The 17548-nt window shown below is 71.8% G+C and carries 16 protein-coding genes and 2 tRNA genes; 10 read left to right on the top strand and 8 right to left on the bottom strand.

Annotated features, from left to right (window positions below; genetic code table 11):
* Nucleotides 1–145: 145 nt before the first annotated feature.
* Nucleotides 146–676 (bottom strand): NUDIX hydrolase, encoded by a 531-nt coding sequence (locus ACFWUZ_RS14860; protein WP_384372038.1) that lies wholly within the window; start codon nt 674–676, stop codon nt 146–148.
* Nucleotides 673–2109: a zinc-dependent metalloprotease gene (locus ACFWUZ_RS14865; RefSeq protein WP_384372040.1), complete on the bottom strand. Its 1437-nt coding sequence runs from the start codon at nt 2107–2109 to the stop codon at nt 673–675. The genes ACFWUZ_RS14860 and ACFWUZ_RS14865 overlap by 4 nt, the downstream gene beginning before the upstream one ends.
* 306 nt (nt 2110–2415) lie before the next feature.
* Here ACFWUZ_RS14865 and ACFWUZ_RS14870 point away from each other — a divergent pair, with 306 nt between their 5' ends.
* The 4 genes from ACFWUZ_RS14870 (at nt 2416) to ACFWUZ_RS14885 (ending at nt 5625) form a co-directional block, all read left to right on the top strand.
* Nucleotides 2416–3471: an SDR family oxidoreductase gene (locus ACFWUZ_RS14870; RefSeq protein ID WP_384372042.1), complete on the top strand. Its 1056-nt coding sequence runs from the start codon at nt 2416–2418 to the stop codon at nt 3469–3471.
* A gap of 137 nt (nt 3472–3608) precedes the next feature.
* Entirely contained in the window at nt 3609–4070 is a 462-nt protein-coding gene (locus ACFWUZ_RS14875) for a molybdenum cofactor biosynthesis protein MoaE (RefSeq protein ID WP_384372044.1), read from the top strand.
* 147 nt (nt 4071–4217) lie between these two features.
* Complete coding sequence (locus ACFWUZ_RS14880) at nt 4218–4415, top strand: hypothetical protein (protein ID WP_362051455.1); 198 nt, start codon at nt 4218–4220, stop codon at nt 4413–4415.
* Nucleotides 4416–4536: 121 nt separating this feature from the next.
* Entirely contained in the window at nt 4537–5625 is a 1089-nt protein-coding gene (locus ACFWUZ_RS14885) for a PDZ domain-containing protein (protein ID WP_384372046.1), read from the top strand.
* A 32-nt stretch (nt 5626–5657) separates the two neighbouring features.
* On the opposite strand, the gene ACFWUZ_RS14890 is transcribed toward ACFWUZ_RS14885, so the two are convergent.
* Complete coding sequence (locus ACFWUZ_RS14890; protein WP_384372048.1) at nt 5658–6227, bottom strand: PPA1309 family protein; 570 nt, start codon at nt 6225–6227, stop codon at nt 5658–5660.
* 109 nt (nt 6228–6336) lie between these two features.
* Between ACFWUZ_RS14890 and ACFWUZ_RS14895 the strand changes: the two genes are divergently transcribed.
* The 4 genes from ACFWUZ_RS14895 to ACFWUZ_RS14910 all read left to right on the top strand — a co-directional run bounded on the left by ACFWUZ_RS14895 (nt 6337) and on the right by ACFWUZ_RS14910 (nt 11790).
* Entirely contained in the window at nt 6337–9237 is a 2901-nt protein-coding gene (locus tag ACFWUZ_RS14895; RefSeq protein WP_384372050.1) for a UPF0182 family protein, read from the top strand.
* Between the two features lie 59 nt (nt 9238–9296).
* A tRNA-Met gene (locus tag ACFWUZ_RS14900) sits at nt 9297–9370 on the top strand.
* A gap of 192 nt (nt 9371–9562) precedes the next feature.
* Nucleotides 9563–11419: a tetratricopeptide repeat protein gene (locus ACFWUZ_RS14905; RefSeq protein ID WP_384372052.1), complete on the top strand. Its 1857-nt coding sequence runs from the start codon at nt 9563–9565 to the stop codon at nt 11417–11419.
* Nucleotides 11420–11716: 297 nt separating this feature from the next.
* Nucleotides 11717–11790 (top strand) — tRNA-Met (locus tag ACFWUZ_RS14910).
* Nucleotides 11791–11938: 148 nt separating this feature from the next.
* Here the strand turns inward: ACFWUZ_RS14910 and ACFWUZ_RS14915 are convergent.
* Nucleotides 11939–12355, bottom strand: coding sequence for a Fur family transcriptional regulator (locus tag ACFWUZ_RS14915; protein WP_384372054.1), 417 nt, complete (start codon nt 12353–12355; stop codon nt 11939–11941).
* Between the two features lie 130 nt (nt 12356–12485).
* Between ACFWUZ_RS14915 and ACFWUZ_RS14920 the strand changes: the two genes are divergently transcribed.
* Nucleotides 12486–13955, top strand: coding sequence for a catalase (locus ACFWUZ_RS14920; RefSeq protein WP_384372056.1), 1470 nt, complete (start codon nt 12486–12488; stop codon nt 13953–13955).
* 74 nt (nt 13956–14029) lie between these two features.
* Here ACFWUZ_RS14920 and ACFWUZ_RS14925 read toward each other — a convergent pair whose 3' ends face one another.
* Together ACFWUZ_RS14925 and hisN are read right to left on the bottom strand one after the other, a co-directional pair.
* Nucleotides 14030–14422: a cyclic nucleotide-binding/CBS domain-containing protein gene (locus tag ACFWUZ_RS14925; RefSeq protein WP_384372059.1), complete on the bottom strand. Its 393-nt coding sequence runs from the start codon at nt 14420–14422 to the stop codon at nt 14030–14032.
* Nucleotides 14423–14598: 176 nt separating this feature from the next.
* Nucleotides 14599–15402 (bottom strand): histidinol-phosphatase, encoded by an 804-nt coding sequence (hisN, locus tag ACFWUZ_RS14930; RefSeq protein ID WP_384372061.1) that lies wholly within the window; start codon nt 15400–15402, stop codon nt 14599–14601.
* 135 nt (nt 15403–15537) lie between these two features.
* Here hisN and ACFWUZ_RS14935 point away from each other — a divergent pair, with 135 nt between their 5' ends.
* Nucleotides 15538–16107 (top strand): TetR/AcrR family transcriptional regulator, encoded by a 570-nt coding sequence (locus ACFWUZ_RS14935; protein ID WP_384372063.1) that lies wholly within the window; start codon nt 15538–15540, stop codon nt 16105–16107.
* On the opposite strand, the gene ACFWUZ_RS14940 is transcribed toward ACFWUZ_RS14935, so the two are convergent.
* Together ACFWUZ_RS14940 and rsgA are read right to left on the bottom strand one after the other, a co-directional pair.
* Nucleotides 16073–16396, bottom strand: coding sequence for a multidrug efflux SMR transporter (locus ACFWUZ_RS14940; RefSeq protein ID WP_030225858.1), 324 nt, complete (start codon nt 16394–16396; stop codon nt 16073–16075). The two genes, ACFWUZ_RS14935 and ACFWUZ_RS14940, sit on opposite strands and share 35 nt — an antisense overlap.
* A gap of 136 nt (nt 16397–16532) precedes the next feature.
* The gene (gene rsgA / locus ACFWUZ_RS14945) at nt 16533–17543 is read right to left on the bottom strand and encodes a ribosome small subunit-dependent GTPase A (protein WP_384372065.1); all 1011 of its coding nucleotides are present in this window, start codon (nt 17541–17543) and stop codon (nt 16533–16535) included.
* Between the last annotated feature and the right edge of the window lie 5 nt (nt 17544–17548).

Raw genomic sequence — 17548 nt, forward strand, 5'->3', positions numbered from 1 at the left:
CGCGCGTCGCGGGGGCGCCCGCTGGGGGGCGGGCCCAGGCCGCCCCCCCCCCCCCCCAAACCCCCCCCCCGCCCCCCGGGCGGCCGGGGGGGGGGGGGGGGGGGGCCCGGCCCGCCCCCCCCCCCCGCGCCGCATCAGGCACGGCTCAGCCGCCGAGCCGTGCCCGGGTCGCCTCCATCAGCCGTACCACCGAGGCGTCGGCCACCGCCGCCACCTCCGCGTACGGGAACCAGCGCAGGTCCAGCGACTCCTCGCTGATCTCCGCCACCGCGCCGGCCGGCGCGAGCACCGCGTACTGCACGTCCAGGTGCCAGTTGCACGGCGCCGGGATGGGATGCCGGTCCAGGCGGACCGGGCCGCCGGGCACCAGGGTCAGGCCGGAGGCGATGCCCGACTCCTCGACGGCCTCCCGCAGCGCCGCCCCGGCGAGCGTGGCGTCGCCGGGCTCGCAGTGCCCGCCCATCTGGAGCCACATGCCGAGCTTCTTGTGCAGGGTCAGCAGGACGCGCCCCCGCGCCGGGTCGACCACCAGCGCGCTGCCGGTGACGTGCCCGGCCTCGCAGGGCTTGTAGACCCCGTCCGGATGCGCCGCCAGGTGCTCCAGGTAAAGATCGCGCAGGCCGGGCTGGTCCTCGTACCGCTTCAGGGTGAGGACGGCGTCGTCGTACAGGCTCACTTCTTGTCTTCGCCGTCCTCGTCGTCCTTGGCGTCCTCCGCGTCCTCGGCGCCCCGGGCGTCCCGCTTGCGGGCGGCCTCGCCGAGCATCTTGTCGATCTCGGAGAAGTCGAGCTGCTCGCGGTGCACGAAGCCGTCCGGGTCGTCCAGGTCGGAGGCCGTCGGCAGCATGTCCGGGTGCTCCCACAGCCCGTCACGGCCGTCCACACCGCGCGCGTCGGTCAGCGAGGCCCACAGCCGCGAGGCGTCCCGCAGGCGGCGCGGGCGCAGCTCCAGGCCGATCAGCGTCGCGAAGGTCTGCTCCGCCGGGCCGCCCGAGGCGCGCCGCCGGCGCATGGTCTCGCGCATCGCGTCCGCCGAGGTCAGCCGGGGCTTGGCCGCCGCGTGCACCACCGCGTCGACCCAGCCCTCGACCAGCGCGAGCGCCGTCTCCAGGCGGGCCAGGGCGGCCTTCTGCTCGGGGGTGTCCTGCGGCTGGAACATGCCGCCCTGGAGTGCTTCCTGGAGCTGCTCCGGGTTGGACGGGTCCAGCTGGCCGACCACGTCCTCCAGCTTGGAGGTGTCGACCTTGATGCCGCGGGCGTAGCCCTCGACCGCGCCGAACAGGTGCGAGCGCAGCCACGGCACGTGGGCGAAGAGCCGGGCGTGGGCGGCCTCGCGCAGGGCCAGGTACAGCCGTACCTCCTCCGAGGAGACGCCCAGGTCCTTGCCGAAGGCCTCGATGTTCAGCGGCAGCAGGGCCGCCTTGCCGGCCGGTCCCAGGGGCAGCCCGATGTCGGTCGAGCCGACGACCTCGCCGGCGAGCACGCCCACGGCCTGGCCGATCTGCTGGCCGAACATGGCACCTCCCATGGAGCGCATCATGCCGAGCAGCGGGCCCGCCATGGCCTGCATCTCCTCCGGCAGGACGCCGCCCATGGCCGCACCGACGCGCTCGGCGACCGGGTCCACGAGCTCCTTCCACACCGGAAGGGTCGCCTCGACCCACTCGGCACGGCTCCAGGCCACCGCCGTGGTGGCGCCGGAGGGCAGCGAGGTCGCGTCGTCCAGCCACAGGTCGGCGAGGCGGACGGCCTCCTCGACCGCGGACTTCTCGGCGATGCCGACGCTGGTGTCCTTCACGCCGTCCGACGTGCCCTGCGCGACGGTCTGGCGGGCGATGTCCTTGGCCATGTCCCAGTTGACGGGCCCGCCCTCGTAGCTCAGCATCTGGCCGAGCTGCTGGAAGGCCGCACCGAGGTCGTTCGGGTTCATCGAACCGAACATCGCGGCGAACGGGTTGTCCGCTCCGCCGGGGCCGCCCGGCAGGCCCATGCCCGGGAACCCGAACGGATTCGCCGGTCCGCCCTGACCGCCCTGGTCCTTCCTCTTGCCCTCGTCGCCGTTCTCCGGCTCCTCCGGCGGAAGGCCGAATCCGAATGGGGTGTCGCTCACGGGTTTCCTCGGCTCGTAGGGCCGCCGGCGGGTGCCGACGGGCAATGGTCCGACAACACCACCCAGCGTAGACACCCGGCCCGCTTCCGGGCTCGGTGCTCCGCCGACTCCTGGGCTGCGGCAGGATGGACATCACCTGGTGGGTACGCGTCACGACACGTCCCTACTGAAGACAACCGCTGGAGACGCCTGGTGAGTTCCCCAGATCCGCAGTTTTCGGATAAGCACGGCCGCACGCACGACGCCGGAAACCGCCCCGATGACGGTGACAGCGCTCACGGCGTTCGCCAGCCGCGAAACCCGGCGGTGCGGGGACCCGTGATCGCCGTGACCGGCGCCGCGTCGGGGGTGGGCGCGGCCCTGGTGGCCCGGCTGGCAGCCTCCGACGAGGTCAAGCAGGTCGTGGCCATCGACGAGCGGCGCGGTGAGTGCGCGGCCGCGCAGTGGCACGTGCTGGACGTACGGGACCCCGCGATCGCCGAGAAGCTGCGTGGCGCGGACGTGGTCGTCCACCTGGCGATGGACCTCGACCTGGAGACGGACCCGGCGGCCCGTACGGCATACAACGTGCGCGGGACCCAGACCGTCCTGACGGCCGCCGCGGCGGCCGGGGTGCACCGCGTCGTGCTGTGCACCTCGGCGATGGTCTACGGGGCGCTGCCCGACAACGACATCCCGCTGTCGGAGGACTCCGAGCTGCGGGCCACCGCCGAGGCGACCGGCGTCGGGGACCTGCTGGAGATCGAGCGGCTGGGACGGCGGGCGCCCCGCGCGCATCCGGGCCTGAACGTGACGGTGGTCCGCCCGGCGGTCCTCGTCGGCGGCACCGACACCGCCCTGACCCGGTACTTCGAGTCGCCGCGCCTGCTGGTGGTGGCCGGATCCCGGCCCACCTGGCAGTTCTGCCACGTCGAGGACCTGGTCAGCGCCCTGGAGTACGCGGCCCTGGAGAAGGTCGAGGGCGAGCTGGCCGTCGGCTGCGAGGGCTGGCTGGAGCAGGAGGAGGTCGAGGAGCTGAGCGGCATCCGCCGCATGGAGCTGCCCTCCGCGGTCGCGCTGGGCGCGGCGGCCCGGCTGCACCGGATCGGCCTGACGCCGTCCCCGGCCGGGGACCTCGCCTACACGATGCACCCGTGGGTGGTCAGCGTCAGCGGACTGCACGCGGCGGGCTGGCGGCCCCGCTGGACCAACGAGGAGGTGCTGGCCGAACTCCTCCAGGAGGTCGCCGGCCGCCACACCGTCGCGGGCCGCCGCCTGGGCCGCAAGGACGCGGCGACGGCCGCAGGCGCCGCGGGTGCGACGGTGGCCCTGCTCGGCGCGGCCGCCGCGGTCCGCCGGGCCCGCCGGCGCCGCGGCATCTGACCCGGCCGCCGCCCGGGCCCGCCGGGCGGCAGCGGCCGGGCGGCAGCGCCCTCCTGTAGGAGGCTCCCAAGGCGGGCGGTGCGGCCCAGGTGATTCAGCTATTTCGCCGGTTCGGCGGCTAGGGCACGATGGACGGTATGGCACCGCACTTCGACCACCCCGGCGAGCAGGCCGCTCCGGACCCGATCCGGCTGCTCCAGATCCGTGACACCCCGCTCTCGATCGACGAGGTCTTCCAGGCCGTCGGCGACGACGCCGCGGGCGGTACGACGCTCTTCGTCGGCACGGTGCGCGACCACGACAGCGGGGCGGACGTCGACTCCCTCGGCTACTCCTGCCACCCGACGGCCGAGGCGGAGATGCGCCGCGTGGCCGAGCGCGTCGTCGCGAAGTACCCCGTCCGCGCCCTGGCCGCCGTGCACCGCGTGGGCGACCTGGCCGTCGGCGACCTGGCGGTCGTCGTCGCCGTCTCCTGCCCGCACCGCGGCGAGGCATTCGAAGCCTGCCGGATGCTGATCGACGACCTCAAGCACGAGGTCCCGATCTGGAAGCACCAGACCTTCGCCGACGGCACCCAGGAGTGGGTCGGCGCCTGCTGAACCCCCCGGGTGCGAGGCGGCCCCCGAAGGGCGGTAGCCTCGCACCCGTTCGGCCGCGCAACACGCCCTCGATTTGCGTAACCCCCTCCCGGGCACGAGCGTTGGAGCCACCGACGACACGTACTTTCGGGGCAGGGAGGCACGTCCATGGCGTCACTGGCGTGGTTGTTGATTCCGCTCTTCGCCGCGATCGGAGCGGCGATATGGGGCAGCTGGGCGGCACGCGACCGCACTCAAGGCGACATATCCGAGCTCGCGGGCTACGCCAGGTTCCGCGAAGCCATGGACAGGTCCGACCAGGGCAGGGCGAAGGCAGAGGCTCACTCCGGTTCCGACGCCGTCTGAGCGTCCCGAGAGGCCTCCCCGGGAGCACCGATGCTCCGACCGTCCGGGCGTTCCGCGTACGGACCCCGTACGGACCGGCCCCAGGGGCCGCTCTCCAGGCCCGTCACGTACTGTCGGATTCATGCCACGCCGCACTGCGACGATGCTCGCCTCCACCCTCATGCTGTTCGCGCTGCTCTGCGCAGGGGTGTTCCTCAAGGTCCCGTACTCCGAGATGAGCCCGGGTCCGACGGTGAACACGCTCGGTGATTCGCACGGCGAGCCCGTCCTCAACATCTCGGGGCGCAAGACGTATCCGACCAGCGGTCACCTCAACATGACGACGGTCCGCGTCACGGGCGCCGACTATGACATGAACCTGCTGGAAGCGGTGTACGGGTGGCTGGCCGGCGACAACATCGTCGTGCCGCACGAGAACCTCTACCCGGGCGGCAAGACGGAAGAGCAGTCCACCCAGGAGAACGCCGAAGAGTTCAGCCAGTCGCAGCAGAGCGCCAAGGTGGCGGCCATGCGGCAGCTCGGCATCCCGGTCACCGCGCGCGTGATCGTCTCCTCGGTGGTCAAGGCCAGCCCCGCCGACGGGCAGCTGCACGCCGGTGACGTCGTCCAGGCCGTGGACGGCACCCCCGTCACCGCCCCCGAGGACGTGGCCAAGCTCGTCACCAAGCACAAGCCGGGCGAACCGGTCGAATTCACCGTCATCCCCGCCACGGAGGCGGCCGAGGCGGCCAAGGCGCAGCGCGAGCCCAGCGGCTCCACCAAGGTCACCATCACCGCGGGGAAGGCCCCCGGGGGCGGCCACGCCATCGTCGGGATCCGGGCCGGCACCGACCACACCTTCCCGTTCACGATCGACATCAAGCTCGCCGACGTGGGCGGCCCCAGCGCCGGCCTGATGTTCGCCCTCGGCATCGTCGACAAGCTCACCCCGGAGGACCTGACCGGCGGCAAGTTCGTCGCGGGCACCGGCACCATCGACGACCAGGGCAAGGTCGGCCCGATCGGCGGCATCCAGATGAAAACCATCGGTGCCCGCCAGGCCGGCGCCGAGTACTTCCTGACGCCCGCCGAGAACTGTGCGGCCGCGGCGGCCGACGTGCCCGCCGGACTGACCCTGGTGAAGGTCTCCACGATGGGTGACGCCACGAAGGCCCTGGAGAAGATCAGCAAGGGGGACAAGGCCGGGCTGCCGCAGTGCGGCAAGCCCTGACCCGTCCCGCCCGCCCTTGCCCCGCCCCCGGCCTACGAGAAGGTCGCGGCCAGCGCCTCCGCCAGCCCGGGCACCAGGCCCCCGCCGGTGAGGACCTCGGTCGAGGAGTCCTTCTCGCGCAGCCGCACGGCCGACTCGCGCGACCCGTCGCGCAGCACCGCCACCGTGAGGCGGACCTCCTGCCGCTCCGGGTGGCCGGCGACCCACTTCGCCAGCTGCTTGTCGCTCAGCCCCTCCGGGACGGAGGCCTCCGCCGACGGCGGCAGCATCAGCCGCTCCACCGTCAGCGCACAGCCGACGACCGCGTCGGGCCAGGCGATGGTGCCCAGGAACTTGTCGAGAGGGGTCCCGGCCGGGACCTCGTCCTGCTCGATCGGGGTGAGGGAGGACTTGCCGGCGTCGTCCTGGTCGAGGCCGAGCTGGCTCGCCAGCCGCGGCTCCTGCTTCTTGAGCCGGGCGGTGTCGACGAGGGCGAACAGCCGGGCGGGCTGGTCCCAGCCGAGGCCGGCCGCGTACTCGTCGATCTCGAGACAGGCACGGGTCAGCGGGCTGGCCGCCATCGGCGTGCCGGGGGAAGGCGAAAGGTTGGACATGGGCAACATCCTGCCTCCTTTCCGCCGGATACCGGGAACTGACTAAAGCCTCAGTAAGTTGCATGAGTGGGCTCTACGATCGAGGGCCCGTTCCACACCAGACACAGCGACTTTCGAGGTGCGCACCTTGGCTTTCCAGATGCCGGACCGCGGCGGAGGCCCTTCCGGGCCACGGATGAGAGTCGGCCGCCCGTCCCGGCGAGCCCGCACTCTCCTCATGACCCTGGGCGTGCTGGCCGTCCTGGCCATGCTCTTCATCATGTTCGCGGGCTTCTGGACCGACTGGCTCTGGTTCCGTTCCGTGAAGTACTCCACCGTCTTCACCACCACCCTGTGGACCAAGATCGGCCTCTTCTCGGTCTTCGGCCTGCTGATGGCCGGTGCCGTCGGGCTGAACATCTGGCTGGCGTACCGGCTGCGGCCGCCGCTCAGCGCGATGTCGCTGGAGCAGCAGAGCCTCGACCGCTACCGGATGAGCATCGCCCCGTACAAGAAGTGGCTGCTCCTGGGCATCGCCGTGCTCGTCGGCCTGATCGCCGGCGCCTCGGCCGCCGGCCAGTGGAAGACCTGGCTGATGTACGTGAACGGGGTGGCCTTCGGTCAGAAGGACCCCCAGTTCGACCTGGACGTGTCGTTCTACACCTTCGACCTGCCCTGGTACCGCTTCCTGCTCGGCTTCGGCTTCGCCGCGGTCGTGCTGTCGGTGATCGCCGCGGCCGTCGTGCACTACCTGTACGGCGGTCTGCGCGTGACCAGCCCGGGCGCCCGGGCCACCGCCGCGGCGACCGGACACCTGTCGGTGCTGCTCGGCCTCTTCGTCACGCTCAAGGCGATCGCGTACTGGCTCGACCGGTACGGCCTGGCCGTGAAGTCCAGCGACTTCAAGGCGGCGGACAACTGGACCGGCCTGCGCTACGTCGACGCCAACGCGTACCTGCCGGCCAAGACGATCCTCGTCGCCATCGCCGCCATCTGCGCGGTGCTGTTCTTCGCGACGCTGTGGCGCCGCACCTGGCAGCTGCCGGTCATCGGCTTCGGCCTGATGGTGCTCTCGGCGATCCTGATCGGCGGCCTCTACCCGGCGATCGTGCAGAAGTTCCAGGTCCAGCCGAACGAGCAGGCCAAGGAGTCGCCGTACGTCGAGAAGAACATCGCGGCGACGCGGGACGCGTACGGCATCGCCAAGACCGAGGTCAGCGACTACGCGGGCATTCCGGACCCCAAGGCGGACAAGAACAAGCTCCGCCAGGACGCCGACACCACGGCCAGCGTCCGGCTGCTCGACCCGAACATCGTTTCCCCGGCCTTCCAGCAGCTGCAGCAGAACCGGGGCTACTACGGCTTCCCGCCCACCCTCGCGGTGGACCGCTACAAGGGTCAGGACACGGTCATCGGCCTCCGCGAGCTGAACCTCGCGGGCATCCCGAAGAACAACTGGATCAACGACCACTTCCGCTACACCCATGGATTCGGGGCAGTTGCCGCCAAGGGCACCGAGGTCGCCCCGAACGGCACCCCCGTGTTCACCGAATCGGGCCTGCCCTCCACCGGTGACCTCGGCGAGTACGAGCAGCGGATCTACTACGGCGAGCAGACCAAGCAGTACTCGATCGTCGGGGGCCCGCAGAAGGAGCTCGACTACGCGGACGACAAGGGGGAGAAGGAGACCACCTACCAGGGCGACAGCGGTGTGAGCCTCGGGAACCCGGTCAACAGGGCCGCATACGCCCTCGCCTTCAACGAGCCGCAGATCCTTTACTCGGGAGCCATCGGCGAAGGTTCCAAGATCCTTTACAACCGGACGCCCAAGGAGCGGGTCGAGGCGGTCGCTCCCTGGCTGACCATCGACGGCGCGGCCTACCCGGCGGTGATCAACGGCCGGATCCAGTGGATCGTGGACGCCTACACCACCAGCAACGGCTACCCCTATGCCTCCCGTACGACGCTCGGGGACACCACGGCGGACTCGCTGACCAACTCCCAGCGCGCGGTCGTCGCACAGGAGAACCAGGTCAACTACATCCGGAACTCGGTGAAGGCCACCGTCGACGCCTACGACGGCACGGTGAAGCTGTACCAGTGGGACACCCAGGACCCGGTGCTCAAGACCTGGATGAAGGCCTTCCCCGGAACGGTCGAGTCCCGCAAGGAGATCCCGCAGGCGCTGATGGACCACCTGCGCTACCCGCAGGACCTGTTCAAGGTGCAGCGTGAGCTCCTGACCCGCTACCACGTCACCGACCCGCAGACCTTCCTCAGCGGCAGCGAGGTCTGGGCGGTGCCGGACGACCCGACCAACAAGGAGGGGAACGCGGTTCCGCCGTACTACCTCTCCCTGAAGATGCCGGGCCAGAAGGAGCCGAACCAGGCCTTCTCGCTCACCACCACGCTCACCCCGAACGGCCGGGACAACCTCAGCGCCTTCATGCAGGTCAACGCCGACCCGGGCACGCCCGACTACGGCAAGATCAGATTGCTGAAGCTGCCCACCACCAACCCGGTGGACGGCCCCAAGCTGGTGCAGGCCCGGTTCAACTCCAAGCCGGAGATCGCCACTGAGATCAACATCCTGAGCCGGGGCGACTCGCAGGTGGAGTACGGCAACCTGCTCGCGGTCCCGCTCGACAAGGGCATGCTCTACGTCGAGCCGGTGTACGTGCGCGGTGGCGGGCTGAAGTACCCGCTGCTCAAGAAGGTCCTGGTGACCTACGGGGAGCAGACCGCCTTCGAGGACACCCTGGAGAAGGCGCTGAACGTGGTCTTCGGGGCCGAGGCGCCGACCGCCCCGCCGCCGACGACCCCGCCCGGTGAGGGCACCACCACCCCGCCGCCGGCCAGCTCCGACCCGACGGTCAAGGCGGCCCTCGCCGACGTGCAGAAGGCCGTCGAGGACGCCGACAGGGCGCGGCAGGCAGGGGACTGGGCGGCCTTCGGCAGGGCGCAGGACGAGATCAAGGCGGCGCTGAAGCGGGCGGTCGAGGCGGAGGCGAAGGTGACGGCGCCCAAGCCGGGCGGCTAGCCGCCCGGCAGGAACGGGTGAAGGCTCCCTCCCGCGTCGTGATACTGTGGTTTCACCGACGCGGGGTGGAGCAGCTCGGTAGCTCGCTGGGCTCATAACCCAGAGGTCGCAGGTTCAAATCCTGTCCCCGCTACTGAAGATGAAGGCCCGGATCCATGGGATCCGGGCCTTCGTCATGTCCGGAGCGGACACACGGTAGCTGGAGAGAGTGAGTTGGGGTAAGAGCGTGTTTGACTTGTCTCTCTGTGGGCATGTCGACAAAACGCTGTAGTGACCTCCCTGGCTGCGACATACCAGGTGTACGCGGGTAGCAGGTGATGCGACGATGGGATTTATGGGGGACAGGTCAACTCTGCTGGAGACAGGGCGGTTTGTGAGGGCGGAGGCGGAGCCGGGTACGGGAGCCGGCGACACGGCTCCCCTTGTCAACGCGCAGACCGGGCTGACCGATGCGGATTTCGCGCAGGAGATGTTCGCCGAGACCGACGCGGCGAGCGACGCCGAGCTGGAAGCCCGGCACCGGGTGGCCGCCGACAAGGGCGACCCGGGTGCCATGAGCGTGCTCGGCGCGCTGCTGCTGCGCCGCGGTGACCTGACCGGGGCCGAGCCGTACCTGCGCGGAGCCACCGCCGAAGGGGACCGTGCCGCCGCGAACAACCTCGGTGTGCTGCTCCACCAGCGCGGCTACCCCGAGGAGGCCGCCGGCTGGTGGCGGGTCGCCGCCGTCGCCGGATCCGCGCCGGCCGCGCACGCCCTGGGCCGCCACTTCCGCGAGCGGGGGGACGAGCCCGCCGCCGAGTACTGGCTCCGCCAGGCGGCCGAATCCGGCCACGCGCTGGGTGCGTACGGGCTGGCCGACCTGCTGGAACACCGGGGTGACAAGGGTGTCGAGCGCTGGTTCCGCGCTGCCGCGGAGCAGGGGCACCGCGAGGCCGCGTACCGGCTGGCACGGCACCTGAGGAAGGGCGACCCCGCCGAGGCCGAGCAGTGGTACCGGCAGGCCGCCGCCCGCGGGCACCGCCGGGCCGCACTGCACCTGGGCGCCCTGCTGGAGGCACGCGGGGAGCTCAAGGAGGCCGGTCGCTGGTACCTGACCTCCGCCAAGCAGGGGGAGGCCCGCGCCGCGTGCGCCCTCGGCTTCCTGCTGCGCGACGCGGGCGACGAGGACAACGCCGCCGCGTGGTGGCACCGGGCCGCGCAGGACGGCGACGCGAACGCGGCCAACGCCCTGGGCGCCCTGCACGCCGCCCGCGGGGAGACCCAGACCGCGGAGCGGTGGTACCGGGCCGCCATGGACGCCGGCGATCAAAACGGGGCGTACAACCTTGCTCTGCTGTGCGTCGCACAGGACCGGACCGCCCAGGCCGAGCAGTGGTACCGGCGCGCGGCCTACGCCGGCCACCGGGAGGCCGCCAACGCGCTCGCCATCCTGCTGCTCCAGGGCGGGGACGCGGCGGGCGCCGAACCGTGGTTCTCCAAGGCGGCCGAGGCGGGCAGCGTGGACGCCGCCTTCAACCTCGGGATCCTCTTCGCCAGCCGCGACGAGGACCGGACGGCCCTGAAGTGGTACGAGCGGGCCGCCTCGGCCGGCCACACCGACGCGGCCCTCCAGGTCGGGATCGCCCTGGTGCGGGACGGCGAGGAGCGGGCCGCCGAGCGGCACCTGCGGTGCGCGGCGGGCGGCGGGAGCGCGGAGGCGGCCTTCCGGCTGGCCTCGCTGCTGGAGTCGCTGGCCCCGCCGGCGGAGCCGGTGGCGCTGGGCGAGCCGGCGGGCGGCGCCCCGCGGACCGAGAGCGAGGAGTGGTACGAGCGCGCCGCCGAGCTGGGGCACCGGCGGGCGCAGGTCCGCGTCGGCATGCTGGCGGCGGCCCGCGGCGACGTGGCGGCCGCGGCGCGCTGGTACCGGGAGGCGGCCGAGGCCGGGTCCCGCAACGGAGCCTTCAACCTCGGGCTGCTGCTGGCCCGCGAGGGGAGCGAGCCCGAGGCGGCGCTGTGGTGGACCCGGGCGGCGGTGGCGGGCCACGGGCGCGCGGCCCTGCGGCTGGGACTGCTGGCGGCACGCCACGGCGACCTGGCGGAGGGCCAGAAGTGGTGCGTGCGGGCCATGGAGCTGGGCCCCGCTGAAGTCTCCGAGCGGGCGGCCCGGCTGCGCGAGGCGCTGGCCGAGGAACTGTCGGCCTGACCCCCGGTCGGGGGCTCCGCGTGCCCCCGGCCGGCAGCGGCTCGTAGGGGACCGCGCGCCGCTGCGCGAGCACCTCGCGTACGGGTGCGAACGCGGCCAGGAGGTCCCCGGCGACCCCGGGCTGGTGGCCGCGGCGATCGGGGCCGGTCTCGACGCCGGGGTGCGCGGCCCGACCAGCGGGGCCGCCTTCGACGGCGACGAGGCGGTCGGCACCCTGACCGCACTGCTCCGCCGCGGACGGGCCGGTCAACCGATTTGCATCCGCCGTACGCCCTCACGTACAGTCGGGTTTACCGACGCGGGGTGGAGCAGCTCGGTAGCTCGCTGGGCTCATAACCCAGAGGTCGCAGGTTCAAATCCTGTCCCCGCTACTGAAGGCCCGAGGCCCGGATCCCATGGATCCGGGCCTCGGGTCGTTTGCGGAGCGGAACCGGGAATCGGGTACGGGCGCGGTCCGCGGGCACGGAAAAAGGCCGGGAGCATCGCTCCCGGCCTTCCCTGCGCGTCGGGAAACGCGCCCTAGGCGGCGGCGCAGTTCGGGCAGACCCCGCGGTACGTCACCTCTACCGCCGACACCACGAAACCGAAGCGCTCGGTGTCCGGCAGGTCCGACAGCGGGTCGCCCGCCGGGTGCACGTCGCGGATCGCGCCGCACCGGGCGCAGACCAGGTGATGGTGCGGCCGGTGGGCGTTCGGGTCGTACCTCTTGGCCCGGCGGTCCGTCGCGACTTCCAAGACTTCGCCGAGCGACACGAGTTCTCCGAGCGTGTTGTATACCGTCGCCCGGGAGATCTCCGGCAGTTTGGCCACCGCTCGCGCGTGCACCTCGTCCGCCGTCAGGTGCACGTGGTCACCGTCGAGCACCTCGGCCACGACGCGCCGCTGTGCGGTCATGCGCCATCCGCGTCCACGGAGTCGTTCCAGCAGGTCACTCATGGACGCCAGCCTAACAGCGTGGGGACTCCGTGTAACTCCCGAACCAGTGCGAACTTGGATGTTTGCTTGACTTAGACAAAGTCCATTGTAGGATCGATTACGGAACAAGCCGAGGACAGGACATGCAGGTATGACGCAGGAGGCGCACGTGACGCAGGGACCGCTGACCACGGAGGCCGGGGCTCCGGTCGCTGACAACCAGAACAGCGAGACCGCCGGCGTGGGCGGCCCCGTGCTGGTCCAGGACCAGTTGCTGCTGGAGAAGCTCGCGCACTTCAACCGGGAGCGCATCCCGGAGCGCGTGGTGCACGCCCGCGGCGCCGGCGCCTACGGCACCTTCACGCTGACGCGCGACGTCTCCCAGTGGACGCGCGCCGCGTTCCTGTCCGAGGTCGGCAAGCAGACCGAAACGTTCCTGCGCTTCTCCACCGTCGCGGGCAACCTCGGCAGCGCCGATGCGGTCCGCGACCCCCGCGGCTGGGCGTTGAAGTTCTACACCGAAGAGGGCAACTACGACCTCGTCGGCAACAACACCCCGGTGTTCTTCATCAAGGACGCCATCAAGTTCCCGGACTTCATCCACACCCAGAAGCGGGACCCGTACACGGGCTCGCAGGAAGCCGACAACGTGTGGGACTTCTGGGGCCTGAGCCCCGAGTCGACCCACCAGGTGACCTGGCTCTTCGGTGACCGCGGCATCCCGGCGACCTACCGCCACATGAACGGCTACGGCTCGCACACGTTCCAGTGGAACAACGAGGCCGGCGAGGTCTTCTGGGTCAAGTACCACTTCAAGACCGACCAGGGCATCAAGAACCTCACCCAGGCCGAGGCCAACCAGCTCGCCGGCGAGGACCCCGACTCCCACCAGCGCGACCTGCGCGAGGCCATCGAGCGCGGTGACTTCCCGAGCTGGACCGTTCAGGTCCAGATCATGCCGGCGGCCGAGGCGGCGGAGTACCGCTTCAACCCGTTCGACCTCACCAAGGTGTGGCCGCACGCGGACTACCCGCCGATCGAGATAGGCAAGCTGGAGCTCAACCGCAACCCGGAGAACGTCTTCGCCGAGGTCGAGCAGTCCATCTTCAGCCCGGCGCACTTCGTCCCCGGCATCGGTCCCTCCCCGGACAAGATGCTCCAGGGCCGCCTCTTCGGCTACGGCGACGCCCACCGCTACCGCGTCGGCATCAACGCCGACCACCTGCCGGTGAACCGTCCGCACGCCACCGAGGCGCGCACCAACTCCCGTGACGGTAGCCTCTACGACGGCCGCCACAAGGGTGCTAAGAACTACGAGCCGAACAGCTTCGGCGGCCCGCACCAGACGGGCCGTCCGCTGTGGATCTCCACCCCGGTGACCGGCGGCACGGGCAACCACGCCGCGCCGGTGCACCGCGAGGACAACGACTTCGTCCAGGCGGGCAACCTCTACCGCCTGTACTCCGAGGACGAGAAGACCCGTCTGATCGAGAACCTGTCCGGCTTCATCGCCAAGGTCTCCCGTGACGACATCGTCGAGCGCGCCATCAGCAACTTCCGCCAGGCGGACGGCGACTTCGGCAAGCGGCTGGAAGCCGCGGTCCAGGCCCTTCGCGGCTGATCCGGACCGCTTGCCGTAGCAGGACGGCGGGCCGGAACCCTCTTCGGAGGGTTCCGGCCCGCCGTCGTTCCCGGCTACGCCGGGACGGTGCGCCGGGCCGGGACCCAGCAGCGGATGATGTCGCGCACGGAGACGATGCCCACCGGGCCGCCGTGCTCCAGCACGATCAGGTGCCGGAAACCGCCGTGGGCCATGGCCTCGGCGGCGTCCTGCAAGGTGGCGTCCGGTGTGCAGAACACCACGTTGTTGGTGGTGTGTGCGCCCACGGACTCCCGGTCGGGGTCGTGGCCGGCGCCGATCGAGTTGAGGATGTCGCGCTCGGTCAGGATGCCGATGCCGCTGTGGTCGGGGTCGAGGACGACGGCCGCGCCGACGCGCCGGCCGGACATCAGGCAGGCCGCCTGCCGGAGGGTGTGTGCGGGTCCGAGGGTGAGGATCACGGTGGTCATTGCGTCACGGACGAGCATGGGGAGAGCCACCTCCTGGGTGAGTCCCGCCGCTTGGGTGGGTGCACTTGAGAAGACATTCACAAGCGCACAAGCGGGGGGATCCTCAGATTCCCACGGACGTGCGGACCCAGCAAGAAGGCGTGGGGGAACGGGTGTTCAGCGTGTGCGGTGCGCGGGCGCACGCCGGCCGGCCCTCAGGCGCGCGGGCGCAGGTGCTCCAGCATCTGCGCGTGCAGCAGGCCGTTCGAAGCCGCGGCGTTCCCGCCGTGCACCCCGTCCACCCCGTCCAGGCCGGTGAACCGGCCGCCGGCCTCCTGCACCACGACCGCGATGGCCGCCATGTCCCACAGGTTCAGCTCCGGCTCGGCGCACAGGTCCAGCGAGCCCTCCGCCACCATCATGTACGGCCAGAAGTCGCCGTAACCCCGCGTACGCCAGCACGCCCGGGTCAGGTCGAGGAACCCGGGGAGGCGGCCCTGCTCCTCCCAGCCGCTCAGCGAGGAGTAGGCGAACGAGGCGTCGGCCAGGGTGCCCACCCTGGACACGCCGATCGCGGTGGTCTCCCCGAGCGCCCCGCCCGCGTACGCGCCCCCGCCCCGCGTGGCCCACCAGCGGCGGCCCAGCGCCGGCGCGGACACCACGCCGACCACGGGCTCGAAGACGCCGTCCGCGCCCTGCGCCATCAGGGAGATCAGCGTGGCCCAGACGGGGACCCCGCGCACGTAGTTCTTCGTACCGTCGATCGGGTCCACCACCCAGCGGCGCGGGCCGCTGCCCTGGAGCCCGTACTCCTCGCCCAGGATCGCGTCATCGGGCCGCGCGGCCGCGATGCCGGCCCGGACGGCCTCCTCGGCCGCCTTGTCCGCCTCGCTCACCGGAGTCATGTCCGGCTTCGTCTCGACCACCAGGTCGAGGGCACGGAACCGCTGCATCGTGACGGCGTCCGCCGCGTCGGCGAGTTCGAGGGCAAGGCGCAGGTCATCGTCATACTCGGGCATGGCCGAACAGTATCGGGACTCCCGAACCCCCACCAGCGAGGTCCACGGTGCGGCCGGGAGGCGCCCTTGACAGGGCCTGTCGGCCCGTCAACTCTGGCGGGGAAGCCCAGCGGCCAGTCCAGTGGGGAGGCGACGGTGCCGGCAGCCCGGGAATCCTTGCTGGAAGCCGCCGGAGCGGCGCTCGCCGCACGCCCCTGGCCGGCCGTGCGGATGGTCGACGTCGCGGCCGCCGCCGGGGTGTCCCGCCAGACCCTCTACAACGAGTTCGGCGGCAAGGAGGGCCTGGGCCGCGCCCTGGTCCGGCGCGAGGCGGACCGCTACCTCGACGGGGTGGACCGCGCCCTGGGAGCCCCGGCCACCACCGGCGAGCGGCTCCTGGCCGTCGCCGAGTGGACCGTACGGGCGGCCCGCGCGCAGCCCCTCGTACGGGCCCTGCTCACCGGGTCCTGGAACACCGGCCTGCCCGCCCCGGGCCTGCCGCCCCGGCCGGACGCCGGGCCGCCCGGACCCGGACAGCTGGCCCGCGAGGTGCGGGACCGGGCGGCGGCCGCCCTGACGCCGGGAGAGGGCACGCAGCGGTGCGAACTCGCCGTCCGGCTCGCGCTCTCCTACGTGATCGCACCGCCGGAGGGCCCGGCCGGACCCGCGCTCGCCGAGCTGCTGCGGCCGCTCAGTGCGCAGACCCGGACAGCTGGAGCCCGATGACCCCCAGGATGACCAGCGAGATGGACACGAGTTTGAGGGTGGAGACCAGGTCTCCCAGGAAGACCATGCCGTAGATCGCCGTCCCGGCCGCCCCGATGCCCGTCCACACCGCGTACGCCGGACCCACGTCCAGCTTCTTGAGCGCCAGCGTCAGCAGGCCGAAGCTGCCGAGTGCGAAGCACGCGAAGGCGATGGTCGGCCACAGCCGGGTGAAGCCGTGGGACAGCTTGAGGCAGACCGCGAAGCCGGTCTCCAGGATTCCCGCGACCACGACCAGCAGCCACGCCATGTCGAATGCCTCCCCGCGTCACGTGACACGGTCGGGGCCTGACTGACTCCTGGCCTGGACCTGCGCGCCACTTGGTGCGACTAACCATTTACCAGGCGCGGCCCTCCGCAAACCCTGCCGCGCGGCACCGTAGGGGTCAGTCGCCCTCGCGCCGCTCCCGGGTCTCCAGCAGCCGGCGCAGCGAGTACAGCCGCGCCGGGTCCGCGTGACCGGCCTCCGCCCACGCGTCGAGCGCGCAGTCCGGCTCGTCGTGGCTGCAGGCGCGCGGGCACTCCTCCGTGCCCGGGACCAGGTCCGGGAAGGCCAGGATCACCCGGGACGGATCCACGTGGTGCAGACCGAAGGACCGCACGCCCGGGGTGTCGATGACCCAGCCGTCGCCGCCCGGCAGGGGCAGTGCCAGCGCCGAGGTGGTGGTGTGCCGGCCGCGGCCGGTGACCGCGTTGACGTGGCCGGTGGCGCGCTGGCGGCCCTCGGCGACCAGCGAGTTCACCAGGGTGGTCTTGCCGACGCCCGAGTGCCCGACGAAGGCGGTGATGCGTCCGTTCAGCCGCTCCCGCACCCGGTCGGCGGCGTCGCCCGTGGCCAGCTCCTCGCGGTTGGTCACCACGTAGTTCACCCCGAGCGTCGAATAGATCTCCAGGATCTTGTCGGCGGAGGTCAGGTCGGACTTGGTGAGCACCAGCAGCGGCTCCAGCCCGGCGTCGTACGCCGCCACCAGACAGCGGTCGATCATCCGGGGCCGCGGCTCCGGGTCGGCCAGGGCCGTGACGATCGCCAGCTGGTCGGCGTTGGCGACGACGACCCGCTCGTACGGGTCGTCGTCGTCGGCGGTGCGCCGCAGCACGGACCTGCGCTCCTCGATCCGCACGATCCGGGCCAGGGTGTCCTTCCTGCCGGACAGGTCCCCGACGATCCAGACCCGGTCGCCGACCACCGCCGCCTTGCGGCCCAGCTCCCTGGACTTCATGGCGTGGACCGTACGGTCGCCGACCAGGCAGGTCAGGCGGCCCCGGTCGACGGTGAGGACGAAGCCCTCGGAGGCGTCCTCGTGCTTGGGCCGGATGTTCGTCCGCGGCCGGTTGCCCTTCGGGTTGGGCCGCTGGCGGATGTCGTCCTCGTCGGTGTGCTTGCCGTACCTGCGCATGACGG

Origin of the sequence: Streptomyces sp. NPDC058646 (assembly GCF_042716875.1) — a bacterium.
Taxonomy (GTDB): domain Bacteria; phylum Actinomycetota; class Actinomycetes; order Streptomycetales; family Streptomycetaceae; genus Streptomyces.